Source organism: Myxococcus sp. AB036A (genome assembly GCF_006547355.1).
In the GTDB taxonomy this organism is placed as follows: Bacteria; Myxococcota; Myxococcia; order Myxococcales; family Myxococcaceae; genus Myxococcus; species Myxococcus virescens.
The window spans coordinates 52,656-73,405 of the sequence record NZ_VHLC01000020.1 but is presented as its reverse complement, the minus strand read 5'-3'; the positions used below and the strand labels follow the sequence as shown (position 1 = coordinate 73,405).

Annotated in this window: 16 protein-coding genes; 8 read left to right on the top strand and 8 right to left on the bottom strand. The window is 66.9% G+C overall.

All coding sequences use genetic code 11. The annotated features are described in order from the left end of the window. Positions 1–124: 124 nt before the first annotated feature. Positions 125–1,114, bottom strand: coding sequence for a RimK family alpha-L-glutamate ligase (locus FL344_RS11155; protein ID WP_141591722.1), 990 nt, complete (start codon positions 1,112–1,114; stop codon positions 125–127). Between the two features lie 78 nt (positions 1,115–1,192). On the opposite strand from FL344_RS11155, the gene FL344_RS11150 reads away from it, so the two are divergent. From FL344_RS11150 to ileS, 7 genes are all read left to right on the top strand, one after another. Beyond that, on the top strand, positions 1,193–2,623 hold the full coding sequence (locus tag FL344_RS11150; RefSeq protein ID WP_186817724.1) for a sigma 54-interacting transcriptional regulator: 1,431 nt from the start codon (positions 1,193–1,195) through the stop codon (positions 2,621–2,623). 201 nt (positions 2,624–2,824) lie between these two features. Then, complete coding sequence (locus tag FL344_RS11145; RefSeq protein WP_141618519.1) at positions 2,825–3,562, top strand: TadE/TadG family type IV pilus assembly protein; 738 nt, start codon at positions 2,825–2,827, stop codon at positions 3,560–3,562. Further along, a complete protein-coding gene (locus FL344_RS11140; protein ID WP_141618498.1) occupies positions 3,559–5,193 on the top strand; it encodes a pilus assembly protein TadG-related protein in 1,635 nt (544 codons plus the stop codon). The genes FL344_RS11145 and FL344_RS11140 overlap by 4 nt, the downstream gene beginning before the upstream one ends. Beyond that, a complete protein-coding gene (locus FL344_RS11135) occupies positions 5,190–6,200 on the top strand; it encodes a pilus assembly protein (protein ID WP_141618497.1) in 1,011 nt (336 codons plus the stop codon). Before FL344_RS11140 ends, FL344_RS11135 begins: the two co-directional genes overlap by 4 nt. A 169-nt stretch (positions 6,201–6,369) precedes the next feature. Further along, complete coding sequence (locus FL344_RS38465; protein WP_194863076.1) at positions 6,370–6,516, top strand: hypothetical protein; 147 nt, start codon at positions 6,370–6,372, stop codon at positions 6,514–6,516. Between the two features lie 47 nt (positions 6,517–6,563). Next, positions 6,564–7,253, top strand: a complete 690-nt coding sequence (locus tag FL344_RS11125; RefSeq protein ID WP_141618495.1) for a hypothetical protein — start codon at positions 6,564–6,566, stop codon at positions 7,251–7,253. A gap of 35 nt (positions 7,254–7,288) precedes the next feature. After that, positions 7,289–10,189, top strand: a complete 2,901-nt coding sequence (gene ileS, locus FL344_RS11120) for an isoleucine--tRNA ligase (protein WP_141618494.1) — start codon at positions 7,289–7,291, stop codon at positions 10,187–10,189. Between the two features lie 71 nt (positions 10,190–10,260). Here ileS and FL344_RS11115 read toward each other — a convergent pair whose 3' ends face one another. From FL344_RS11115 to FL344_RS11085, 7 genes are all read right to left on the bottom strand, one after another. Continuing rightward, positions 10,261–10,908: a Tfp pilus assembly protein FimT/FimU gene (locus FL344_RS11115; protein WP_141618493.1), complete on the bottom strand. Its 648-nt coding sequence runs from the start codon at positions 10,906–10,908 to the stop codon at positions 10,261–10,263. A 2-nt stretch (positions 10,909–10,910) separates the two neighbouring features. Then, positions 10,911–12,116, bottom strand: a complete 1,206-nt coding sequence (locus tag FL344_RS11110) for a PilW family protein (RefSeq protein WP_141618518.1) — start codon at positions 12,114–12,116, stop codon at positions 10,911–10,913. Between the two features lie 11 nt (positions 12,117–12,127). Then, positions 12,128–12,661: a prepilin-type N-terminal cleavage/methylation domain-containing protein gene (locus FL344_RS11105; protein ID WP_141618492.1), complete on the bottom strand. Its 534-nt coding sequence runs from the start codon at positions 12,659–12,661 to the stop codon at positions 12,128–12,130. Further along, a complete protein-coding gene (locus FL344_RS11100) occupies positions 12,658–16,905 on the bottom strand; it encodes a PilC/PilY family type IV pilus protein (RefSeq protein WP_141618491.1) in 4,248 nt (1,415 codons plus the stop codon). The genes FL344_RS11105 and FL344_RS11100 overlap by 4 nt, the downstream gene beginning before the upstream one ends. Continuing rightward, positions 16,905–17,372, bottom strand: a complete 468-nt coding sequence (locus tag FL344_RS11095; protein ID WP_141618490.1) for a c-type cytochrome — start codon at positions 17,370–17,372, stop codon at positions 16,905–16,907. The genes FL344_RS11100 and FL344_RS11095 overlap by 1 nt, the downstream gene beginning before the upstream one ends. 14 nt (positions 17,373–17,386) lie before the next feature. Further along, positions 17,387–18,130, bottom strand: coding sequence for a pilus assembly PilX N-terminal domain-containing protein (locus FL344_RS11090; protein ID WP_141618489.1), 744 nt, complete (start codon positions 18,128–18,130; stop codon positions 17,387–17,389). A 239-nt stretch (positions 18,131–18,369) separates the two neighbouring features. Next, positions 18,370–19,128: a Mut7-C RNAse domain-containing protein gene (locus FL344_RS11085; RefSeq protein ID WP_194863075.1), complete on the bottom strand. Its 759-nt coding sequence runs from the start codon at positions 19,126–19,128 to the stop codon at positions 18,370–18,372. Between the two features lie 237 nt (positions 19,129–19,365). Here FL344_RS11085 and FL344_RS11080 point away from each other — a divergent pair, with 237 nt between their 5' ends. After that, positions 19,366–20,745: an endonuclease/exonuclease/phosphatase family protein gene (locus tag FL344_RS11080; RefSeq protein WP_194863074.1), complete on the top strand. Its 1,380-nt coding sequence runs from the start codon at positions 19,366–19,368 to the stop codon at positions 20,743–20,745. Positions 20,746–20,750: the final 5 nt, after the last annotated feature.

Sequence of the window (20,750 nt, the reverse complement as noted above, 5' to 3'; positions counted from 1 at the left end):
ACTCCTCAGGACACACGGGCCACGGAGGCATTCCTGTGTTCCTGAGGAGCATGCAAGGTGCCTTGCCCCGGCTGTGTGTCTGCTCGAAAGCAGGCGAGCAACCTCACGTGACCCGGGTTCGCGCTCACCCGGCGCGCTTCGCCTCGGCGTACTTCAGCGCGTGGTCGATGATGGCCCCCGCGATGTCCATGCCCGTGGCGCGCTCCAGGCCCTCGAAGCCCGGGCTGGAGTTGATTTCCATCAGTCGGGGGCCGGCGTGGCCCTCCAGCATGTCCACGCCCGCGACCTCCAACCCGACGACGCGCGCGGCCCGCACGGCGGCTTCCGTGTAGGGCGCGGTCAGCTCGATTGCCTGCCCTTCGCCGCCGCGGTGGATGTTGGAGCGGAACTCGCCGGACTTGGCCTTGCGCCGCATGGCGCCCACCACGCGGTCACCCACGACGAGGGCCCGCACGTCCCGTCCCTCGCTCTCCGCGACGAACTCCTGGAGCACGATTTCCTGTCCCAGGTCCCAGAAGGTGTCGAGGATGGTCTGCACCTCCGACAGCGTGTGGGCAATCATCACGCCCACGCCCTGGGTGCCCTTGATGAGCTTGATGATGACGGGCAGCCCGTTGACCTCCTCCACCAGCCGGCGCACGTTGCTGCGGTCGTGCGCCATGACGGTGCGGGGGATGTCCAGCCCGGAGCGCGACAGGTACTGCAGCGCGCGCAGCTTGTCGCGGCTGCGCGCGATGGACGTGGGCGGGTTGAGGACGGGCACGCCCATCATCTCGAAGTGGTTCACCACCGCCAGGCCATAGGCGGTGATGGACGCGCCGATGCGCGGCACCACCACGTCCACGCCACGCACCTCCACGCCGCGGTACGTCATGCGCGGCGCGTCTTGCGCGAGCAGCAGGCAGCAACGCAGCGTGTCCAGCACCAACGGGCGGTGGCCCCGCGCGCGGATGGCGGCCACCAGCCGCCGCGTGGAGTACAGCGCGCGCTTGCGGGACAGGATGACGACCGTCTTCTTCGCGTGGCCTCGCCGTGGGGCCCGTTCGGGACGGTCGAGTGCCTGGGACCCGGGCAGGGCCGGGACCTTCTTCGACTTCACTTTGCGCGGAGGCATGGGCGGGGCGTGAGAGCCTAGCACGGACGCCCGCGAGGGGCGGGCCTCGTGGGGGGCCTTTGCTATCCTCGTGCGCAGATGAGTGCTCCCCCTCTGCACCCTGACGACATCCACACCAGTCCCGGCGACGTCGGACAAGACCTGAACCACTCTCCGTTGTTGAGCGAAACGCTCGTGGTGGACCCGCGCACCACGGTGAAGCTCCACAAGTGCCGCCTGGCCGTCACCTCCGGACCGGACACCGGCCGCTCGGTGGTGAGCGACAAGGAGCGGCTGCGCTGCGGCGCGCATCCAGGCAATGACCTGGTGCTGGTGGAGGACCGCACCGCCAGCCGTCACCACTTCGAAATCCAGTTCACCGAGCGCGGCTATCTGCTGGTGGACCTGGGCTCCACCAACGGCACCTTCCTGGATGGCCGGCGCATCGAGCGGGCCTACCTGTCACCGGGCTCGCAGATTCGCGCGGGCTCGTCGGTGCTGACCTTCGCGCCACTGGATGAGGAAGTCACCATCGAGCCCGACCGCGAGGGCGAGCTGTGCGGCATGGTGGGGCAGAGCATGAAGATGCGGCAGATATTCGGCCTCATCAAGAAGATCGCCCCCATGGGGGTGTCCGTCATCATCCAAGGTGAGACGGGCACCGGGAAGGAGCTGGTGGCGCGCGCCATCCATGAGCTGTCCGGCCGCACGAAGGGGCCCATGGAGGTGCTGGACTGCGGCGCCATTCCCCCCAACCTCATCGAAAGCGAGTTGTTCGGCCATGAGAAGGGCGCCTTCACCGGCGCGGTGAGCAGCAGGCCTGGCGCCTTCGAGCGCGCGCACGGGGGCACCATCTTCTTGGATGAGCTGGGCGAGCTGCGGCTGGACCTTCAGCCCAAGCTGCTGCGCGTGCTGGAGAACCATGAAGTGCGGCGCGTGGGTGGCAACGACGTCATCGAGGTGGATTGCCGCGTCATCGCCGCCACCAACCGCGACCTGATGAAGGAGATTCAGGGCGGCGGCTTTCGCGAGGACCTCTACTTTCGCTTGTCCGTCATCACCATCCAACTGCCGCCGCTGCGACAGCGCCGCGACGACATTCCCCTCATCCTCAAGCGCGCGCTCGCGGATCCGGAAGTGGTGGGCAAGCACGGCAAGAAGCGCTTCTCCGCGGAGTCCCTGGGCCTGCTGATGTCGTATTCATGGCCCGGCAACGTGCGTGAGCTGATGAACGTGTTGTCTCACGTCCTCACTTTCAGTGAGGGCGAGGAGATTCAGCCCGCGCACCTGCCGCCCCGCGTGCGGGGACAGGTCCGCGAAGGGCCGCTGCCCTTCAACGAGCACCTCTCCTTCAAGAACGCCAAGGAGCAGCTGCTGGAGAACTTCGAGCGCGAATACATCACCAGCGTTTTGACGCGCTGCGAAGGAAACCTGTCTCGCGCCGCGCGTGAGAGTGGGCTCCACCGGAAGTCGATTGAACGGTTGGTGAAAAAGTACCAGCTGGATACAAAGGGGATGAAGTCGCGCTAGCCCCATGAGTCAGCGGTGGGTGTTGTAACTCGGTTGTTTCACGCCAGAAAAGCGCGTTTGTCGCAGCGCCGTGTTCTCCTGTTCGCGATGCAAGGAACGCCCCGTCAAGTTGACGTATGTCCGATCGCAGATGAATCCCCGGAACATACGCTCGCCATGAATTCACAGCGTCCGAGCCGTGGGAGGCAGTCCGGTCAGGCGATGGTGGAGGCGGCTTTGTCGCTTCCGCTCGTCGTGTTCCTGGTCTTGGGCACGCTTCAGCTGTTTCTGATGCTGCAGGCGCGCGTGCTCGCGCAGTACGCGGCCTTCCGCGCGACGCGCGCGGGCAGCGTGGCTCACGGCGAGTGCGAGCGGATGAGCCACGCGGCCATCCTCGCCTTGTTGCCTTCGTTCCACTCCTTCATCGGCATGCGCACGTCGCAGGTGGGCGGGGAGCACGGCGGCGGTGTGGGCGCACCCGAGCGGTTGGCCATGGCCTTCGCGCCGCGCCGGGACAACCGGTACCGGGCCGGGCTGGACGGCGTGCACACCGGTAGCATCGTGTGGATCAACCGCAGCCTGGCGGGCGGCGGCGTGGACAGCCCGCAGGACCGTGAGTTCGACGAACCCGGGCACCTGCGGCGCCTGGAGGTGCGGCTCATCTATTGGTACCCGATGCGCATCCCCTTCGCGAACTGGGTGATGTCGCGGATGTTCCTCGCGCAGCTCGGCATCCAGGACTACACGGACGCCAATCCGCTGGTGCTGGCCGAGCGCGAGGCGAACTGGGGCGCCGGTGAGTTCCCCAGCCCCTACGCCCTGGCCGCGGACGTCCGCACGGAGCTGGCCAACCGCGTTGGCCGCCGTGAGTACGTGTTCCCCATTGAAACCAGCTTCACCATGCGGATGCTGACGCCCGTCAAGGCGCGTCATTTCGCATCCATGGACTGTCCCCGATGAATCGCTCCCATTCCCGTGGCCAGACGATGGTGCTGTTCGCCCTCAGCATGCTGCTGCTGGTGCTGATGGTCACCCTGACGCTGTCCTTCTCCATGAAGGTGCGTGAGCGCATCGAAGCCCAGACGGTGGCGGACGCGGCGGCCTTCTCGAACGCGGTGGCCACCGCGCGAACCTTCAACAACATCGCCGTCATCAACCGCGTGCAGATTGCGCACGCGGTGGCGCAGGCGGGGGCCGCCAGCCTGGTGAGCTGGGCCAGTCTCTACCGCGCCCATCTCAACGCCGCACGCGGTGGCTACAGTGACTGGGAGTGGCCGTATCAGCTGAACATCATCACCGGCTGCCCCTGCGCCTGGAAGAGCTCGTCGTGCGCGCGGCGCTGCCGGTGCGGCATCAAGGGCGTGAGCGACCTGGGCAAGCTGCAGAACGAGCTCCGCGAAGAGGACGACCGGGTCGACAGGGTCTTCGAGCGGTACGAGGGCCTGGTGGCCATCCAGATGCGCGGCCACCAGTTGGCGCAGAACGCGCTCTACGCTGCCCAGCGGGAGAACTTCCAGGAGCTCAAGAGCGCGTTGGACTCACAGCGCTTCGCCAATCAAATCGTGAGCAACGTCCAGCCGGGGGCGAACCCCAACGACTCCGCGTGGCAGGTGCCGTCCATTGGTGGCGTCAACAACGACGAGCTCACCGGCGGCGCGGCCTGTACGAGCGATGGCGCGGTCTGTGACCTCCCGGCGACGGTGCAACACGCCGTGCATGCGGCCATGGGAAGCCGCGGCTTCTCCTTCGTCTCCCATCGGCAGATCCAGGACTACATGCTGCACACCCTCAATCTCCTGGAAGTCATCGATGCGCCCGACCTGGTCATCGTTGCCCAGGCAGAGGGGACGACGCACTTTGGCAAGAAGGGGCGCGACATGCCGATGCTGCCCCCGTATGCGCCCGCTATCACCGCGGAAGACGAGGGCCGCGTCCTCTACCTGTACGACCACACGGGGAACGGTGGCGGCTCTCCCTGCCCGTCCATGGTGGGAGGCGTCGAATCGACCGAGGCGAGCCTCGTGACGTCCGGAGGGATGATGCCGTCGCCGGAGCACACGTGGACGGGGGGCCGCGACGACCGTCCCATGATGCGTCACATGCTCATGCCCTGTCTGAATCCGGTGACGAGCTGCCCCGGCATCTGGCCGCTCTTCCTGGACTACAACCTTGTTCAGCTCCTGGATGGTGGGGACAACAACTTCGGCCAGCCCAAGAACTTCGCTGTCGTGCAGCGCAACCTGCGCAGCCGCCAGCTGGACCCGTGGGACTACTCCTTCCGCTTCCGCTTCTCAGGTGCCGGTTCGGAGTACGACAACCGCAGCTTCCAGATGGCGGACGGTACGCCGAACGACGTCCAGACGGCCATGGCGACGGGCATCGCCTACTACCACCGGGGTCGGAGCCTCGGGTTCAACCACTGGTCGGAGCCGCCCAACCTCCTCAACCCGTACTGGCGGGCCACGTTGGTGGCCGCGGACACGGATGAGTCCGGCCTGGATGACGCCGAGTCCACCCTGGGCCTCAGCGCTCCCGCCGCTGCCCGGGCGCTGAGGGCCTTGCGCAACGTGGGCTTCAGGGGAGTCCAATGATGAAGAAGACCCTTCGTTCCCGGCAGGCGCGCGGCCAGTCAATGGTGGAAGCCGCCATCGGCGTCACGCTCTTCGTCACCGTCGTCGCCTTCGGCATCCACTTCGCCGAAGTGGGCTTCTTGTCGCTGAAGGTGCAGGAGGCCGCCATCTCCGCGCTCTGGGATGGGACGCACGGCGAGATGCACCTGCTCCCGCTGGACTACGACCCCGCTGGCGACTCCATGAGGGACGCGGCGAACGACGCGCAGGCGCGCTACGCGGACTTCAATGGCTTGTCCGCCACGGCGGGCGCGGGCATCACCCAGGCACTGACGACCGGCAACGGCATGACGGTGTCGTGCGACATGGGGGCGGGAGTGGAGTGGGGCGGCGCGACGGCCACCCGGGTCGTCTACCGCGACAATGGAGGCACTGCGTGCCGTGCCCAGGCGTCGCTGAACGCGTGGCGCTTTCCACGCTCCTTCCTCGACCAGGGGGAGGAAGGCCTCTACCAGAAGCGGAACATGGAAGATGGCCTGGCCAGTCTCCAGGTTTGCGCGGTGGGGCGTCCGGTGGGCGGACGGTGCGCCGGGAGCTACTCGATGCTCATCGACGACTGGGGCCTGGCGGGTGAGGTGGAGTCGGTCACGTGCAACATCCTCATGCAGGACCAGCTGATTCCCTGCACCAACGCACCGCTCCACGCCACGGTCTTCACCACCTATACGCCTACGGTGATGCCCATCATGGGAGCGGCCAGCATGCTCGCCGAGCGGGCGCTCTTCATGAACCCGCTGCCGCCCACGGCGCTGGCCATGGTGGGACTGGGGATGAAGGAGAAGACGATGTGGCTCAGTGCCGCGGGGGAGGAGTCGCTGTTCACGCAGTTTCCTCTCCTGCGGGACCCCATTGGCATGGGCAGATGGACCACCACGCCGGGTTCGCTCTTGAGTGGAATCACCACGATGCCGTACGGGCTCGGCTACATGCGCCGGGATGGCTGCTTCCTGGGTAAGGACTGCGACTGACATGATGCGTTTCAAGAAGTGGCTTCAGCTGGGTGTGGCATCGGTGCTGCTTGCGTCTCCCGCTGCCTTCGCGGCTGGTGGTCGTACGGAGTGCGACGCGGATTGCAGCGACAAGGCCGGGACGGCAATGTCGCAGTGCACCGCGAAATGTCCCCCGCGGGGCCGGGACATGTCCTGCACCATCAAGTGCGCCGAGTCGTTCAAGAAGCAGTTCGACACCTGCTCGAAGCGTTGCCCCAAGTCGAAGACCCCGTTGCCGCCCGTGGACGTGCAGCAAGGCGACGTGGAGCCCCAGGTCATCGAGGTCGAGTCTTAGGCGTCAACGGGCCGGCCAGGGGGGACGGCCACTTCGTGGAGTGACGGATGAAACAGGTGCTGCAGGGACTCCTGGCGGGAGTGATGGTGTTCTTGGCCGGGGAGGCTCGTGCCCAGCGCCTGCCGTTCACCTGGGACGTGCCCAAGGTGGTGGCGGTGGTGGACGTGCCGGGCGTCATCGTCTCGGAGGGCGTGCCCGTGCGCATGTCCGCCGTGCTCAGCAAGGAGAAGCCGGAGGTCATTGGGCAGCACCTGGTGTCACGCTTCCAGGCCTGGGAGCTCCATGTCCCCAAGGCGTCGCTCCAGCCGCAGCTCTTGCGCGAGACGATGATTACCGCGCTCGACACCAAGCAGTTCATTTCCTACACGGCCATCCTCCAGGCCAACCCGGACGGCACCACCACGGTGTTCATGGGTGAGGCCAACCTCGGGCAGGGGCGGTTGCAGCCGCAGTCCACCGTGGCGCCGGTGTTTCCTGGCGCGACGGACGTCCTGAACGCGGAGCTGGAGTCGTCGCGCACCGTGACGTACTCGGTCTCGGTCGGGCAGTCCGAAGTAGAGGCCTTCTACCGGACCGAGCTGGGCAAGGCGGGCTTCCTGGAAGAGGAGCCCCGGCTGTTCCGCTCGCCGAACGATGAAATCAAGCTGTCGTTCTCCTCCACGAAGGAGGGCCGGCTGGCGGTGGTGGTGGTGCGCCGGACCGTCGCCCAGGCGCCCGCGAGCCCCGCCGCGGATTGAAGCCCTGTAGGGAGCGTGTTACGGCCGCTGTCGACATGAGCGACACGCCCCCGAAGGACAAGGACTTCAAGGACTCGGTCAACCTGCCGCGCACGGATTTCCCCATGAAGGGAAACCTGGCGCAGCTCGAGCCGCGCATGCTCGGCTGGTGGGCGGAGCGGGGGATTTGGGGGAAGATTCTGGAGCAGAACGCGGGCGCGGAGCCCTTCGTCCTGCCTGATGGTCCGCCCTACGCCAACGGCCACCTGCACGCGGGCCACGCGCTCAACAAGGTCCTCAAGGACATCGTGGTGAAGTACCGGAACATGTCCGGCCGCCGGTGTGACTTCATCCCCGGCTGGGACACGCACGGGCTCCCGATTGAGCAGGCGGTGGAGAAGCGGCTCAAGGACAAGAAGATCGACAAGCGCACGCTGTCTCGCGACGCCTTCCTGGAGGCGTGCCGCGCCTACGCGCTGGAGTTCGTCGACATCCAGAAGGCCGAGTTCCAGCGCCTGGGCGTGTTCGGCTCGTGGGAGCACCCGTACAAGACGCTCGACTTCACCTACGAGGCGCAAGAAATCCGCGAGCTGGCCGCGTTCGCGAAGCGGGGCATGCTCTACCGCCGCAAGAAGCCCGTGTACTGGTGCTTGTACGACCAGACGGCGCTGGCGGAGGCGGAGGTGGAGTACGAGAACCACACCTCGCCCTCCGTGTACGTGGCCTTCCAGGCCGGGGCGGAGCTGGCCGAGCGCGTGCCTTCGCTGAAGGGCAAGGACGTAGCCTTCGTCATCTGGACGACCACGCCGTGGACGCTGCCGTCCAACCTGGCCGTCTCCGTCAACCCGGAATTCGAGTACGTCTTCTACCAGCTCGGCGCACGCGTCATCTGCGTGGCCCGGGAGCTCTTGCCCAAGGTTCTGGCGGAGGTGAAGGCGGACGAGCTGGCGGTGAAGCACGTGGAGTTGCCCGGCGGTGAAGTCTCCGCGGCGGCGCTGGTGGACCCGTCGCGCATCCTCGCGTACGCGCGCGGCGAGGAACTGGAGCACCTGACGTACCAGCACCCATTCTACGAGCGCCGGGGCCGCGTCATCCTGGGCGAGCACGTGACGCTGGAGGCCGGTACGGGCCTGGTTCACACCGCGCCGGGGCACGGCCAGGAGGACTACGAGGTCGGCCTGAAGTACGGGTTGGACATCTACAACCCCGTGCGTCCGGACGGCCGCTACGACGACACGGTGGGGCCGGTGCTGGAAGGCCGCCGCGTGTTCGATGCGAACCCCGTCGTCATCCAGTTGCTGGTGGAGAAGGGCGCGCTGCTCAACGGCGCCACGGACACGGTGGCGCACACGTATCCGCACTGCTGGCGCTGCCGCAATCCGGTCATCCTGAGCGCGACGTACCAGTGGTTCATCCCCATGGATGCGCCCTTCCATGGGACGCAGACGTTCCGGCAGGTGGTGCTGGAGCAGGTGGACAAGGTGCAGTGGGTGCCCTCGTGGGGGCACAGCCGCATCCGCGGCATGCTGGAGACGCGGCCAGACTGGACCATCAGCCGGCAGCGGACGTGGGGCGTGCCCATCTGCATCGCCTACTGCGAGGGCTGCGAGGAAGCCGTGGTGTCGCCGGAGCTGATGGAGCGGGTGGCGGCGGCGGTGGAGAAGGAGGGCGTGGGCGTGTGGTACCGCACGCCGGTGAAGGACTTCCTGGGCGCGGACTTCCAGTGCCCGCGCTGCGGCCAGGGTGAGTTCCGCCGCGAGACGGACATCCTCGACGTGTGGTTCGACTCGGCGTGCATGTTCTCCGCGGTGCTGGAGAAGCGGCAGCGGATTCCGGCGGACCTCTTTCTGGAGGGCAGCGACCAGCACCGTGGCTGGTTCCATTCGTCCATGCTGGTGGCGGTGGGCACGCGCGACATGTCGCCGTACAAGGCCTGTCTCACGCACGGCTTCGTGGTGGATGGCCAGGGCGAGAAGATGTCCAAGAGCCGCGGCAACGTGGTGGCGCCGGACAAGGTCATCCAGCAGTACGGCGCGGAGGTGCTGCGCCTGTGGGTGGCGGCCAGCGACTATCGCAATGACGTTCGCCTGTCGGACCAGATTCTGAAGGGCCTGTCGGAAGGCTACCGGAAGATTCGCAACACCGTCCGCTACGCGCTGAGCAACCTCTACGACTTCGACCCGGCGAAGCACGCGGTGCCGGAGGCGGAGCTGCTGCCGTTGGACCGCTGGGCGTTGGGGCGGCTGGCGGAGGTGGTGGCGCGGGTGCGCAAGGCGTACGAGGACTACGAGTTCCACCTCGTCTACGCGACAGTGGTGGACTTCGTCGCCGGTGACTTGTCGGCGGTGTACTTCGACATCCTCAAGGACCGGCTCTACACGTGGCGCGCGGACGGGCAGCCCCGGCGCGGCGCGCAGACGGTGCTGTACGAGGTGGCCTCGGTGCTGCTGCGCCTGCTGGCGCCGGTGATGAGCTTCACGGCGGAGGAGGCGTGGCAGACGCTGCCGGGCAAGCCGACGGAGAGCGTCTTCCTGGGCGGCTTCCCGGTGGTGTCCGCGAAGTTGGACCCGGCGCTGGCCGAGCGCTACGCGAAGCTCTTCGCGGTGCGCGGCGCGGTGCAGGGCGTGCTGGAAGCGGCGCGGCGGGACAAGCGCATCGGCTCATCGCTGGAGGCGCGGGTGGTGCTGACGGCGGAGGGCGCGGCGCGCGACTTCCTCCAGGCGAACCTGGCCGAGCTGCCGGGCCTCTTCATCACCAGCCAGGTGGAGCTGGCGGACGTGAAGGGTGACGCGGCGCAGACATTGGAAGTGGCGCAGGCCTTCGGCGAAGGCGTCCGCGTCACGGCCGAGGTGCTCCCAGCACACGGCGAGAAGTGCCCGCGCTGCTGGACGTACTCGGAAGCGGTGGGGCAGGGCGGCGACGTCTGCCTCAAGTGCCGCGAGGCCCTGGCGGCGTAGCGGGCCGCCTGGGTGGAACCCTCCCCGGCGGGTGTGTCCGAGGAGGGGAGCTTCTCAGGCGAGGCGCGAGCTCAGTTCGCGCACTCTGCCACCGGGCGGTCGATCGCCGCCTGGGAGTTGCAGTCCAGCACGCTGGCCAAGCCCGTCCGGGGCTCCACCATGATGAGGCTGCGCGCGCGGCCCGAGGTGAAGTCGAAGCGCAGATTGCCCGGGGCTGCGGCATCCAGCGCGGGCAGGTCATCGAGCGCGTCCCGCATGCAGCCCAGGTCGCCCGGGCGCACGGGACGGCCGGTGCCGGGCATGTAGCAGAGCCCGTGAATCGCAGCCGCGTTCATGGAGACGGGAATGACGATGTCCTGACCCACCTCGCTGCAGCAGTCCGGGTTGGCGCGGCAGGTGATGTTCTCACAGCCGTTCGCGGGACAGCTCGCGTTGTCCCAGTCATTGTCGCACCGGAGCTGTTCCCACCGGGCCACGGTGCGCCGGGTTCCATCACCTTGCTCCACGTTCTCGTCCACGACGATGCGCACGGGCTGGTTGGTGGAGATGGCGCGCTGCCGGGCGCGGAGCGTGGAGGCCCAGAGCTCCCGCGTGGCCTCGTTCTCCCGCTGGCGGTTGACGGGCGTCTGGATGCCCACCAGCGCCGCAGACAGCAAGATGGCGGCGATGGCCACCGTCACCATCATCTCCAGCAAGGTGATTCCGCGTGTGTGCTTCATGCTCAATTTCCCACCGGAATGGGAAGCAGCCCACCCGCGGCGAAGTTCCGGAGCGTCACCCGGAAGGTAAAGGTGCGCCGCTTGAAGCCATCGATGGGAAAATCCTCCGGGTCCAGTTCGATGGGGGCGTCAGGGTTGAAGGCTTGCCGGTCCTGCCGCGGCGTACGGACCACCAGGGTGACCTCCACCTCGCGGATGCGTTGACGCAGCCGCATTCGCAACTCCTCGTCTGTCGCTGGGGCGAGCAGCTCGCTCGGGTGCTGGTCAATGGCACAGGTTCCAATCGTGCAGGTATCAAGCTCGGGAAGAGCCGTTGCGACATCAGGGAACCAGCGGAAGCCCAGTGGCGGGACATGGCTCATGACGCCCAGCCGCACCTTGAGGCGCTCCACGTCCCTGCTCAGGACGACCCAGTCTGCTGCGCCCGTGCCCAGATACTCCAGCGTGGGCGTTCCGCTGGCCCAGTTGACCCGGTAGGCAGCACTCTGGGCCGGCATGATTCGCCAGGACTCCTGGTCTGGACGGTCGACTCGCCAGAGGTTGTCGGCCGGGTTGCCACACGGAGGGTTGTTCGTGGGGTCCGTGCCGTAGCCTGGATCGGCCGTGACGGAGTTGCCGCCCGTGTTCACGTTGAGGACGCGGAGATGGCAGGCCACCTGTCGGTTGGGATTCACCGCGAAGGCGGGGAGTGAGGGCGTGACAGTGGGCTGAAGCCGTGGGGAGGGATTGAGGGTCGTGCAGAAGTCCTGCGCCCCAGTACGCACGTTCGAGGTGGGGAGGCAGTTGGCCAGCGTCACCATCCCGCGTGTATCGCCCCAGTGGAGCTGCAGGACGTCCGACACGAACTCCTCGTAGGGACCCGCGGGTGGCAGTGCGAAGTTGGGATCCGGGGGAAAGGGACGCGTCACGTCGACCGCAGAGAGGTCAGGCTCGGTCCACACCTGGATAGCCGTCTGGGTGCGCATGTCGCTGAAGACGATGGGCGCATTACCCATACCCGTACCGGCGCGCTGCAGGTCCGCGGCAATCAGGTCCTTGACCACCCGGCCGGTGGACTGCGCCAGCATCGTCTGTTCCTCGAAGTGGGAGCGACGCTGCATCTGCATGGCCGCCACCAGCCCTGCTCCAAGCACGATGAGCCCGATAGCGCTCGCGATCATCACCTCAAGCAAGGTGAAGCCACGCGGCATCCGGGGCTGAGTCCGCATCGAAGAAAGTCTCACGGCGCCATCCTCGTCTGGAGCATCACTACTTGCCGGTCGCGCCGCCCTGGCTCCAGCCAGCTCACGGTGACGCGGACGTGGGCGATGTTCCCCGCGGTGTCTGCTTGCGTGGGAATAAGGTTCCGCGTCAGGTCCGCCGGAACCGTGGAGCCCGGCTCGAGGGTGGTGAGCTGCGAGGGAACGTCCACGTCCACGACGACTTGGTACTCACGCGTGATGACTTCCGGATTGGGATGAGGGGCGTTACGCAGTTCTCCCGAACTGGTCTGGAAGAGGGTGTAGGTTTCATCCAGGCCCACCAGGTTGATGCACGGGGGTTGTACCGTGCAGCCCAGCAGCGTGATGTTCTCCAGCGCCTGCTCCGCGATGAGCTGTGCCTGCGTGGCGCTGAGGCTGCGACGATTGGAGGTGCTGGTCTGGGTCACCACCAGCATCGCCGCGCCGATGCCCAACAGCAGGATGGCCATGGTGGCCAGCACCTCCAGGAGCGTGATGCCCCGGGAGTGCTGGCGCCTGTTCAGGGACTTCACTGCTGAATCCTCCCGTCCGGGCTGGGCGCGTAGATGAGCACCTTGGAGCGGGCCATGCCCCCGTTGGCGTTGCCGGTGTTCCACTCGCCACTGCCCTGGACCCTCACTTCGCCCAGCGCCGTGGGAATGAGGAGGTGGCCGTCATGCACCACCGGTGCATTCACCGCATGGCCACCCAGCGCCACGCTCTTCATCTCAGGGGCGCTGGTTCCATCCGGAAGCTGGCCGGACTCGTAGAACCGACCGCTCTCGGTCTCGCTCAGGTTGCAGACGTCCGCCGCCGCACCCACCGCGGTGCTTGCATAGACTTTGTCTCCCGCCAGCGTCACGCCACCCCACACTGCCTGGCCTGGATCCAACTGCTGTACCCACAGAGGCTCGAGCAACTCGCACGGGCGCGTGCCCGAGGGGTCGGTGTCTTCGAAGCCCAGCAGGTGGTAGCGATAGCTGTCCTTGTTCGGAGGGCCGTCGGAGAACTCGTCCGGATTGTCACCCGTACCGAAGTAGAAGCGGACCACGGGGGACCCGCTGTTGCGGACGATGCTCACGCCGAGGTTGGAGTGGATTTGCTGGTAGATGGAGTCCTGTCCCGTTGCAGCATCGGGATGGTCCGAAAGGGTGACCGGCGCACTGGCCACCTTGCACGTCTTCACCTTGCGGCCAAGGGGCGCGCTCGGGTTCACCGTGTCCAGGTTGATGCGGTAGACATTGCCTGCCGTGGTGGGCACGTACATGACGTCGTAGTTCCCGTCACGGTCGAGGTCGATGAGCGCCGTGCTCGCGGCGATGCCGGAGCCTCGGTCCAGGGTGATGATGCCGGCCCTGGTCCCGCCGGGCGTCGCGCCGAAGTCGAGCGGCTGCCCCGTCTTCAGGTCCATGAGGTAGAGCGCACCGGCGTGGTTCGGGGAGGTCGGCACGTAGTCTGTGCCCACGACGGCCGCCCACTTCCCTTCCGTTCCTGAGCCCCAGGTCAATCGGCCAATCGACGGCGCATGACTGGAGCCGGAGTTGTCCGGGAAGTTCACGGTGGGGTCCACGATTTTCGCCGTGGAGAACGCCAGTTCGATGCTGGGCTCGCGCAGGTTGAACTCCCAGAGCGGCAGCGGGTACCAGGCATCATCGGGGTGGGTGATGTCGAGCGCGACGACGGCAGGGCTGTTTTTGCCGGAAGCGCTGACCAGGACCGTCTTGGCACCCTGCGTCTTGTTTGCGGAGGTTGCGCGGGTCCAGGCAGGCTGTCCGGGGATGCCGAAGTCCACGTTGGCGACTTGGGGCGAGGCATCCATGGAGGGCCGGGGCAGGTTGCCCGAACCGTTGAAGCGCACGTAGGTGTTGCGGTACCGCTCCAACTGCATGCGTGGCATGTACGTGAAACGCTCCGCGCCCGAGCCGTAGTCGCGGGGGGTGACGTTGCCCGGGACGCAGCTGGCGGTCGTGTCGAAGTAGCCGCGCACCTGCGTGCCGGGCGCGCAGTTGTCGTGCGTGGAGTTGCGGAACGCGCCCGCTTCGAAGGCGTGCAGATAGCCATTCATGGTGCCCACGTAGGCCACGGTCGGACGCGTGGCGAGCGGATCCATGAAGTTGCGGCGGTACAGGTCTCGCTCGCCAGCGCGGGCATTCAAGGCCCAGGTGTCGAGGTACGGTGGCATGGTGATGGCCACGGTGGACATGTTGATGCCACCCAGGGCCCACGGCCGCCGCTCATTCGCGGGCCCGGGAGCGTAATGGTCCTCCCAGCCGTACAGCCACTCCTTCAGGAAGTTGCGGTCGTTGGTGTGGTCCGTCACGCGCTTTTCTGGCGCGGTGATGGAGGGCGTGCCGCATGTCCCGTCATTGTTGAGGTCGTACAGGTACCGTCCGTTCTGCTCCTGGTCACAGAGCCAGTCGGGGAAGAGCGGGCTGGCGCTGCTGGTGTCCGTCATTTCTTCGGAGATGGTGCTGCGGTTGCCAGCGGCGTTCATCGTGTAGAGCTTGCGCTGGAGCGGGTCGGAGGCGTGTCCATTCGTGCCGAAGGTGAGGGCCATCACCCGGCCGGCATCCCACCGCTGGACGGCGTTGGTGACGCTCGGATTTTCCGGGTCGTAGAGCGAGCGGAAGTAGAGCCGGCCTCGGATGGTGAAGTCCTTGTTGCCGTCATATGCGCGCGTGCCGGGCGCGGGCATGCCGTTGCCCGGCCAGGTTCCATTCGCGCCCCAGGCGCTGCCCGGTGTCTCGTTCACGCCCCAGACGATGACATTGCCCAGCGTGGACGGTGAGGCGCGCGAGTAGCTGCCGGCCCGGACGGCCTGGTAGCCCACCTCGACGTCGTCGATGATGGGACGGCACAGCTCGCTGGGGCTGGTGATGTCCACCTTCCAGCAGAGCTGAGAGCCGGTGAATCCCATGGACATGATGTCCAACTCCACCTCCTGGGTGGGCGGAGACGTGTCGGGGAAGTGCACCGGGAACCACGTGGGCGGGTTCGGGTTGGCGACGCACTCCATCGCCCCGGTGTCCGGGTTGGGCTGGCAGACGCGGCAGTCCACCGCCAACGAATAGGTGATGGTGGGCCGAGGGCCATCCGTGGGCGTGCAGGCGCCGGGAATCTCCTCCGTGAAGCAGGGCGGGCCGCCAGTGCACGTGCGCGGCTGGGGTGCGTAGTCATCCTGCCGCTTGAATCGCACCTTCGTGATGACGAAGTCGTTGGCGATGTCAGGCGACAGGTCTCCAGACACCGTGGCGGAGCGAATGCTGCCGCCGTTCTGCTTGTTGATGACGAACACCACGTCGTTGAAGTCGCGGTCACCGCCGCCCGGGATGTCCTCGAAGCCTAGAATCCAGCGGAAGGGGTCCGTGGTGGGTGCGCCGACGATGACGTGAGGCATGGGGTTGCGCACGCCCGCGGGCCTGGGAATCGTCACCCGCTCCATGGGCATCACCAGGTTGCCGTAGAGTTCGTCGTTTGCGAGGCGGTACAGCGTGGTGCCCCACTCGGTGATCGGGCCGTCCAGCCAGCCGCAGTAGTACTCGTTGGTGCCTGCGACCCGGCACGCCTGGCCTGGGGTACTGGCGGGATTGTCCCGGTTGCAGCCTTCCAGGTACTGGCACCCGATGTTTCGCTCGGCGACGACTGTTCCGCCCTCGGGGTTCTGGTCCAGGTTCCAATCCGCCTTGGAGAAGAAGACGTTGATGGACGTGCGCAGGTGCAGCGCGCACCGGCCATCAGGGTCTTGCTTGAGGCAGGGATAGACATAGCCCTCGCGGGGACCGTGGTTGCTCTCGTAGTAGACGGCGACAAAGAAGACGATTTCCTTGCCACCCTGAATCATCCCCAGGTCCACAGTCCGGTCGTACGCCGTCAGTCCGGGGTCCGGGTCGACGGCGCGGAGCAGACCTCGTGGGTCGTACGCGGACACGTTGTAGTCGGGGATGCCTTCGGAGTAGTCCCCAATGTCCGGCACCGGGGCCAGGTTGCGGTGGGTGGTCCGGCCGGAGTCGTCATCGGCGAGCAGGAAGACCATCCGTCCCAGGCCCATGTTTCCGTTGCTGGGCGAGGGGGGCTCGAGCAGGTTGGGAAGGTGGGCGAAGAGTCCCCGGTCCGAGAAGTTGTTGTTGGTGACGGTGCCCGAGGCGAAGGCGCCCACCTGGTCCGTTCGGTTCCACTCGCCGCCGAGGCCAGGCCGGGCATCCGCGAGGTTGATGTCATGCTGGAAGGTGACGTCGCAGTTCACGTTCATCGCGAGCTCGGGCTCGCTGTACTGCTGGCCGCCTGAAGTGAACTGGCGCGTGCAGCGACGGGTCTGGCCAACGTAGGGCCGGGCCTTGGGACCGTTCTGGGGCGCGAGGTTGAACAGGTCCTCGTGCAGGTCCAGGACGCCGTTGTCGTTGGTGTCGAGCAGGTTGCCGTTGGCGTCGACGTACCCGCGATCGCGCAGGTCATCCATGTACATGTAGCCCAGCGAGTGCGAGGCGCCAGCGGACTCGTACACGTAGCTGATGGTGACGTTCTGGTCGAACGGGAAGAAGATCCGCTCGGCGTTCAGTGCCGTGAGGTTGGTGTTGAGCTGGAGCCGGGCCGGATTCTCATCGGTGATGAGAATGCTCGACTCTTGAATCTCCAGGTTCTCGTCGCTGAACTCGGGCTGCTTGTTCTGGTCGAGCTGGTCTTCACACAGCTTGGCCGGCGTTTCCGAACCGGTCTGGGCATGGGCGAGCGGCGCGGTCAGCAGGGCGAACACCGCGAGCGTCTGGGTGAGGGTGCGCATCACTTCTTTCCCTGTGAACGGCGGGACGGGTCATTCGCCTTGCGTTGCTGGTGTGCACGGCGAGTTGCGAGGTCTTGCTGGAACTGCTGACGCAGCAGTTCTTCGCGTGACGGGGGCGGCGGATGGATGCTGAGCGCCAAGTGGTTGAGGAGCAGGTCCCGGTCATCCACTCGCACCAGGCGCGTGTCGCAACTCGTCTTGGGGTTGACCTGGGTGGGCCCCGCAATCCAGGTGCGCAGTTGTTCGGGCGTTCGCTTCGGAATCAGCGGGCCCAGGTCGATGCTGCGGCCGCGCTGCTTCGCAGGCGCCGCCTTCGCCGCGGTCGCTGTCTTTCCGCTGCTCTGGGACTGCGGGGTGATGGTGTGGCAGCCGGCGCAGGCCTTGTCGAAGGCGAGCTTGCCTTCATCCGTCGCGCCAGCGGCCAGGCCCGGCAGGAGCAGAAGCGACAACAGGGAGAGTCGTTTCATTGGGAGGGCTCAGCTCAAGGAGTGGAGGAAAGGACTACGACCTCGTTTTCGACGTCGATGGGCTCCTCTTCCCCACTGTCATAAGTGCCTTCGGGGCCGCCCGAATCCGACCCGGAGCCAGGCCTGGTGACGGCTGGTGCGTTCTCGTTGGTGATGAGGGCATGGATGACGGCGCGCGTGGGGCGGCTGTCCGCGGGACCCACGACCTCGCCCACGGCAATGAGCCAGACTTGCTTGTTGGTATCCCGAATGCCTTGGTTGGCCGGGGTGGGATCGGTGGGATCGACGGGGTCCTCATCGTCCCGGGCGAAGACGCGGTAGCGCACGTTCTCCTGGAGAGGGAAGGCGGCGAAGGCTTCACCCGTTGGGCTCTGGCGCTCCGCTGGCGCCAGGTCCGCCTCGACGATGGCCAGCGAGTTCCAGGTCCCGACCCCTCCAGGCCCTTCCAGCACCTCCAGGAAGGGGCGGTCTCCACCGTTCAGGCCGGGCTCGTTGACCACGGGCAGGACCGCGAGCACCCCGCTATAGGTTTGATCGGTCCCCAGCCGGATGCGCATCGCCTCGCGCCCCTCGGCCAGGCCCGCCTCCGCCGCGAAGTAGGCCTCCTTGTAGCGGCGGCCATCACCCTGGACTTCCGCCTCGCGGCTCACCACGCCGTAGCTGAGGAGCACCGCGAGGGTGACCATCGTGACGACGCCCATGGCGAGCAGCAGCGTGAAGCCACCTTGCCGCCGTCGGGCTGTGGGACGTTGCACCATGTCGCGGGACTCCCTTGGACTCCGGCCCGTGAGGGCGATGCCAGTGTTGCGCACTAGGCAATTGCCATGCCTGAGCGGCGGCGCTGTAACTGGCCGGAACTCGTGGACGACACTGGGGTCGTATTTCAGGGCTGAGTCTCAAGAGACCTCGCAAGAGTTGCGGAGTTGCAATTACTTGCGAGGTTTCCGTTACGCCTTGGTGACTTCTTGAGTTCCAATGTTCTGAGTGAACCGGACGCCTAGGGGGCGCCTTCGAGGTCGCGCAGCCGGTCCACCAGGGCCTGCATTCGCTGGTGGTGCGTGCCGGCCCAGTAGACGCGCTGGCAGTCCGGACACTGCTGGAAGCGCGAGTGCCGCTCCGCCACGCGCTCGGGGACGCGGCTGGCCACCTCGGACGGCTCGGCGGAGGTCAGCGCGGCGTTGCAGGCGACGCAGCGCGAGAAGGGATGCATGCGAGACGTCAGCCCGTAGCGGCGCACCACCTCAACCAGCTGCTCCGCCGGGTCCGTCGAGCGGGGGAAGTAGCCACGCAGGACCTCGCCGCGCTTGAGCACCCCGATGTCACGCGAGAGGAGGATGCGGTCCTCGTCATGCGAGAGCCGCGCGAGCGTGTCGTCCGCGAAGTCGTTGCGCCACAGGGCGTCGAAGCCCAGCATCCGCAAGAAGCCCACGAGCCGTCCCAGCCCCACGTCGAGCACGAAGCGGGGCGTGTCCTGGAGCGGAGGCCCCACCCGGACGCCGGGCGCCTCGTCCATGGACGCGGGATAGACCTCCACGCACGCGCCCGGCTGCACCCGGTGGGTGAAGTCCACGGCCTCGCCATCCACACGCACCACGTCCACTTCCGGGTGGGGCGGACCCAAGGCCTCGATGAGGTCCTTCACCGACGGGCGGCCTCTCAGCGCGTGGCTGAACGTCTGATGCCGGTGCGCGGGAGACAGGAAGTCATTCAGCGCGCCGTGGAAGCGCATCGTCACCTGGGCCTTCGGCTGTCCCATGTCCACCCTCCGGCCCGCGTTGTCGTGGCCCTCCGTGCTTCACGGGGATGTTTCTGTGACTGCCGTGCCGGGTCCGCCAGACTTCCTGTGACGTTTCCGGGTGACTGCGTAGATAAAATCGTTCAGCTGTGCCATAAGTCACAAGATCGTCACATCGAGGGTTCCTATACTCCCGCCGCCGTCCGCACCTGGGTGTCGTCGGCGATTTCCCCCCTCTCGACTCCTGAGTCCGACAGCATGAAGAAGACGCTCACCTCCCTCCTGTGCGCGGCGGTTTCGCTCACCCTTCTTTCCCTGGCGTGTGGTGAGGGCAGCCCGCCTCAGGTGCCGCAGCCGCTCGAGGATGGAGGGGTTCTCTGGACGGAGTGCAGCCCCGAGGGCGCCAGGGAAGACTGCTCGCAGGGCGAATCCTGCATCTTCGTCGCGTCTCATGACCGCCACCTGTGCGTCCGGGCCTGTGATTCGCAGACCGCGTGCGAGCACCCGGATGCGGTCTGCTGCCCCTCGTCCGGAGAGGGGGCCGAGGGCGGCCACTGCGTGCCGAGCAACGCGTGCGTGCCGACCGACGCGGGCGTGGACGGCGGCTCGAACGAGGAGACGGACGGCGGCGCCCTGGAGGATGGCGGCACGTCCACCGATGACGGCGGCACCCAGGAAGAAGACGCGGGCGTGGACCCGGAGCCGGATGCCGGCACCGACCCCGAGCCGGACGCGGGCGTGGATCCGGAGCCGGATGCTGGCACCGAGCCCGACGCGGGCACGGATGCCGGTACGGACGCGGGGACGGATGCCGGAACCGACGCGGGGACCGACGGTGGCACGGACGCGGGCCACACCTCCATCCGCGTGATGGCGTCCAACCTCAGCAGCGGCAACTACCAGTCCTACGACCCGGGGCACGGCATCCGTCTCATCAAGGGCGTGGACCCGGACATCGTGCTGATGCAGGAGTTCAACTACGGGAGCAACTCGGCGTCGGACATCCGCTCGCTGGTGGACCAGATTGCGCCGGGCTTCCACTACTCCCGTGAGACGGGCGCGCAGATTCCCAATGGCATCATCAGCCGCTGGCCCATCATCCAGTTCGGCCAGTGGCCCGACCCGCGCGTGTCCAACCGGGACTTCGCCTGGGCGCGCATCGACATCCCCGGTCCCCGCGACCTCTGGGCGGTGAGCGTGCACCTGCTCACGTCCAGCTCCAGCAACCGCAACGCGGAGGCGCAGGCCATCGTCAACGAGGTCCGCTCGCAGATTCCCGAGGACGACTACCTCGTCATCGGTGGCGACCTGAACACGGACAGCTTCAGCGAGTCCTGCTTCGCCACCTTCCGGCAGGTCGTGACGACGGCGGGGCCGCACCCGGCGGACCACAACGGCAACACGGGCACCAACAGCAACCGCAACAAGCCCTACGACCAGATTCTGGTGGACCAGGACCTGCGCCAGTACCAGCAGGCGACCGTCATCGGCTCCAGCACCTTCCCCAACGGGCTGGTGCTCGACAGCCGCACCTACCGGCCTCTGTCGGAGATTGCCCCGGTGCAGTCCGGCGACAGCAGTTCCTCCAACATGCAGCACATGGGCGTGGTGAAGGACTTCCTCGTCCCCAACTTCTGAGGGGA

Bases quoted from the DNA above. Each gene is read 5' to 3' on its own strand.
- ileS (WP_141618494.1), top strand. From the start codon at position 7,289: ATGAGCGACACGCCCCCGAAGGACAAGGACTTCAAGGACTCGGTCAAC.
- FL344_RS11150 (WP_186817724.1), top strand. From the start codon at position 1,193: ATGAGTGCTCCCCCTCTGCACCCTGACGACATCCACACCAGTCCCGGC.
- FL344_RS11100 (WP_141618491.1), bottom strand. From the start codon at position 16,905: ATGCGCACCCTCACCCAGACGCTCGCGGTGTTCGCCCTGCTGACCGCG.
- FL344_RS11085 (WP_194863075.1), bottom strand. From the start codon at position 19,128: ATGGGACAGCCGAAGGCCCAGGTGACGATGCGCTTCCACGGCGCGCTG.
- FL344_RS11135 (WP_141618497.1), top strand. From the start codon at position 5,190: ATGATGAAGAAGACCCTTCGTTCCCGGCAGGCGCGCGGCCAGTCAATG.
- FL344_RS11115 (WP_141618493.1), bottom strand. From the start codon at position 10,908: ATGAAGCACACACGCGGAATCACCTTGCTGGAGATGATGGTGACGGTG.
- FL344_RS11125 (WP_141618495.1), top strand. From the start codon at position 6,564: ATGAAACAGGTGCTGCAGGGACTCCTGGCGGGAGTGATGGTGTTCTTG.
- FL344_RS11080 (WP_194863074.1), top strand. From the start codon at position 19,366: ATGAAGAAGACGCTCACCTCCCTCCTGTGCGCGGCGGTTTCGCTCACC.
- FL344_RS11110 (WP_141618518.1), bottom strand. From the start codon at position 12,116: ATGCGGACTCAGCCCCGGATGCCGCGTGGCTTCACCTTGCTTGAGGTG.
- FL344_RS11155 (WP_141591722.1), bottom strand. From the start codon at position 1,114: ATGCCTCCGCGCAAAGTGAAGTCGAAGAAGGTCCCGGCCCTGCCCGGG.
- FL344_RS11145 (WP_141618519.1), top strand. From the start codon at position 2,825: ATGGTGGAGGCGGCTTTGTCGCTTCCGCTCGTCGTGTTCCTGGTCTTG.
- FL344_RS11090 (WP_141618489.1), bottom strand. From the start codon at position 18,130: ATGGTGCAACGTCCCACAGCCCGACGGCGGCAAGGTGGCTTCACGCTG.
- FL344_RS38465 (WP_194863076.1), top strand. From the start codon at position 6,370: ATGTCCTGCACCATCAAGTGCGCCGAGTCGTTCAAGAAGCAGTTCGAC.
- FL344_RS11095 (WP_141618490.1), bottom strand. From the start codon at position 17,372: ATGAAACGACTCTCCCTGTTGTCGCTTCTGCTCCTGCCGGGCCTGGCC.
- FL344_RS11140 (WP_141618498.1), top strand. From the start codon at position 3,559: ATGAATCGCTCCCATTCCCGTGGCCAGACGATGGTGCTGTTCGCCCTC.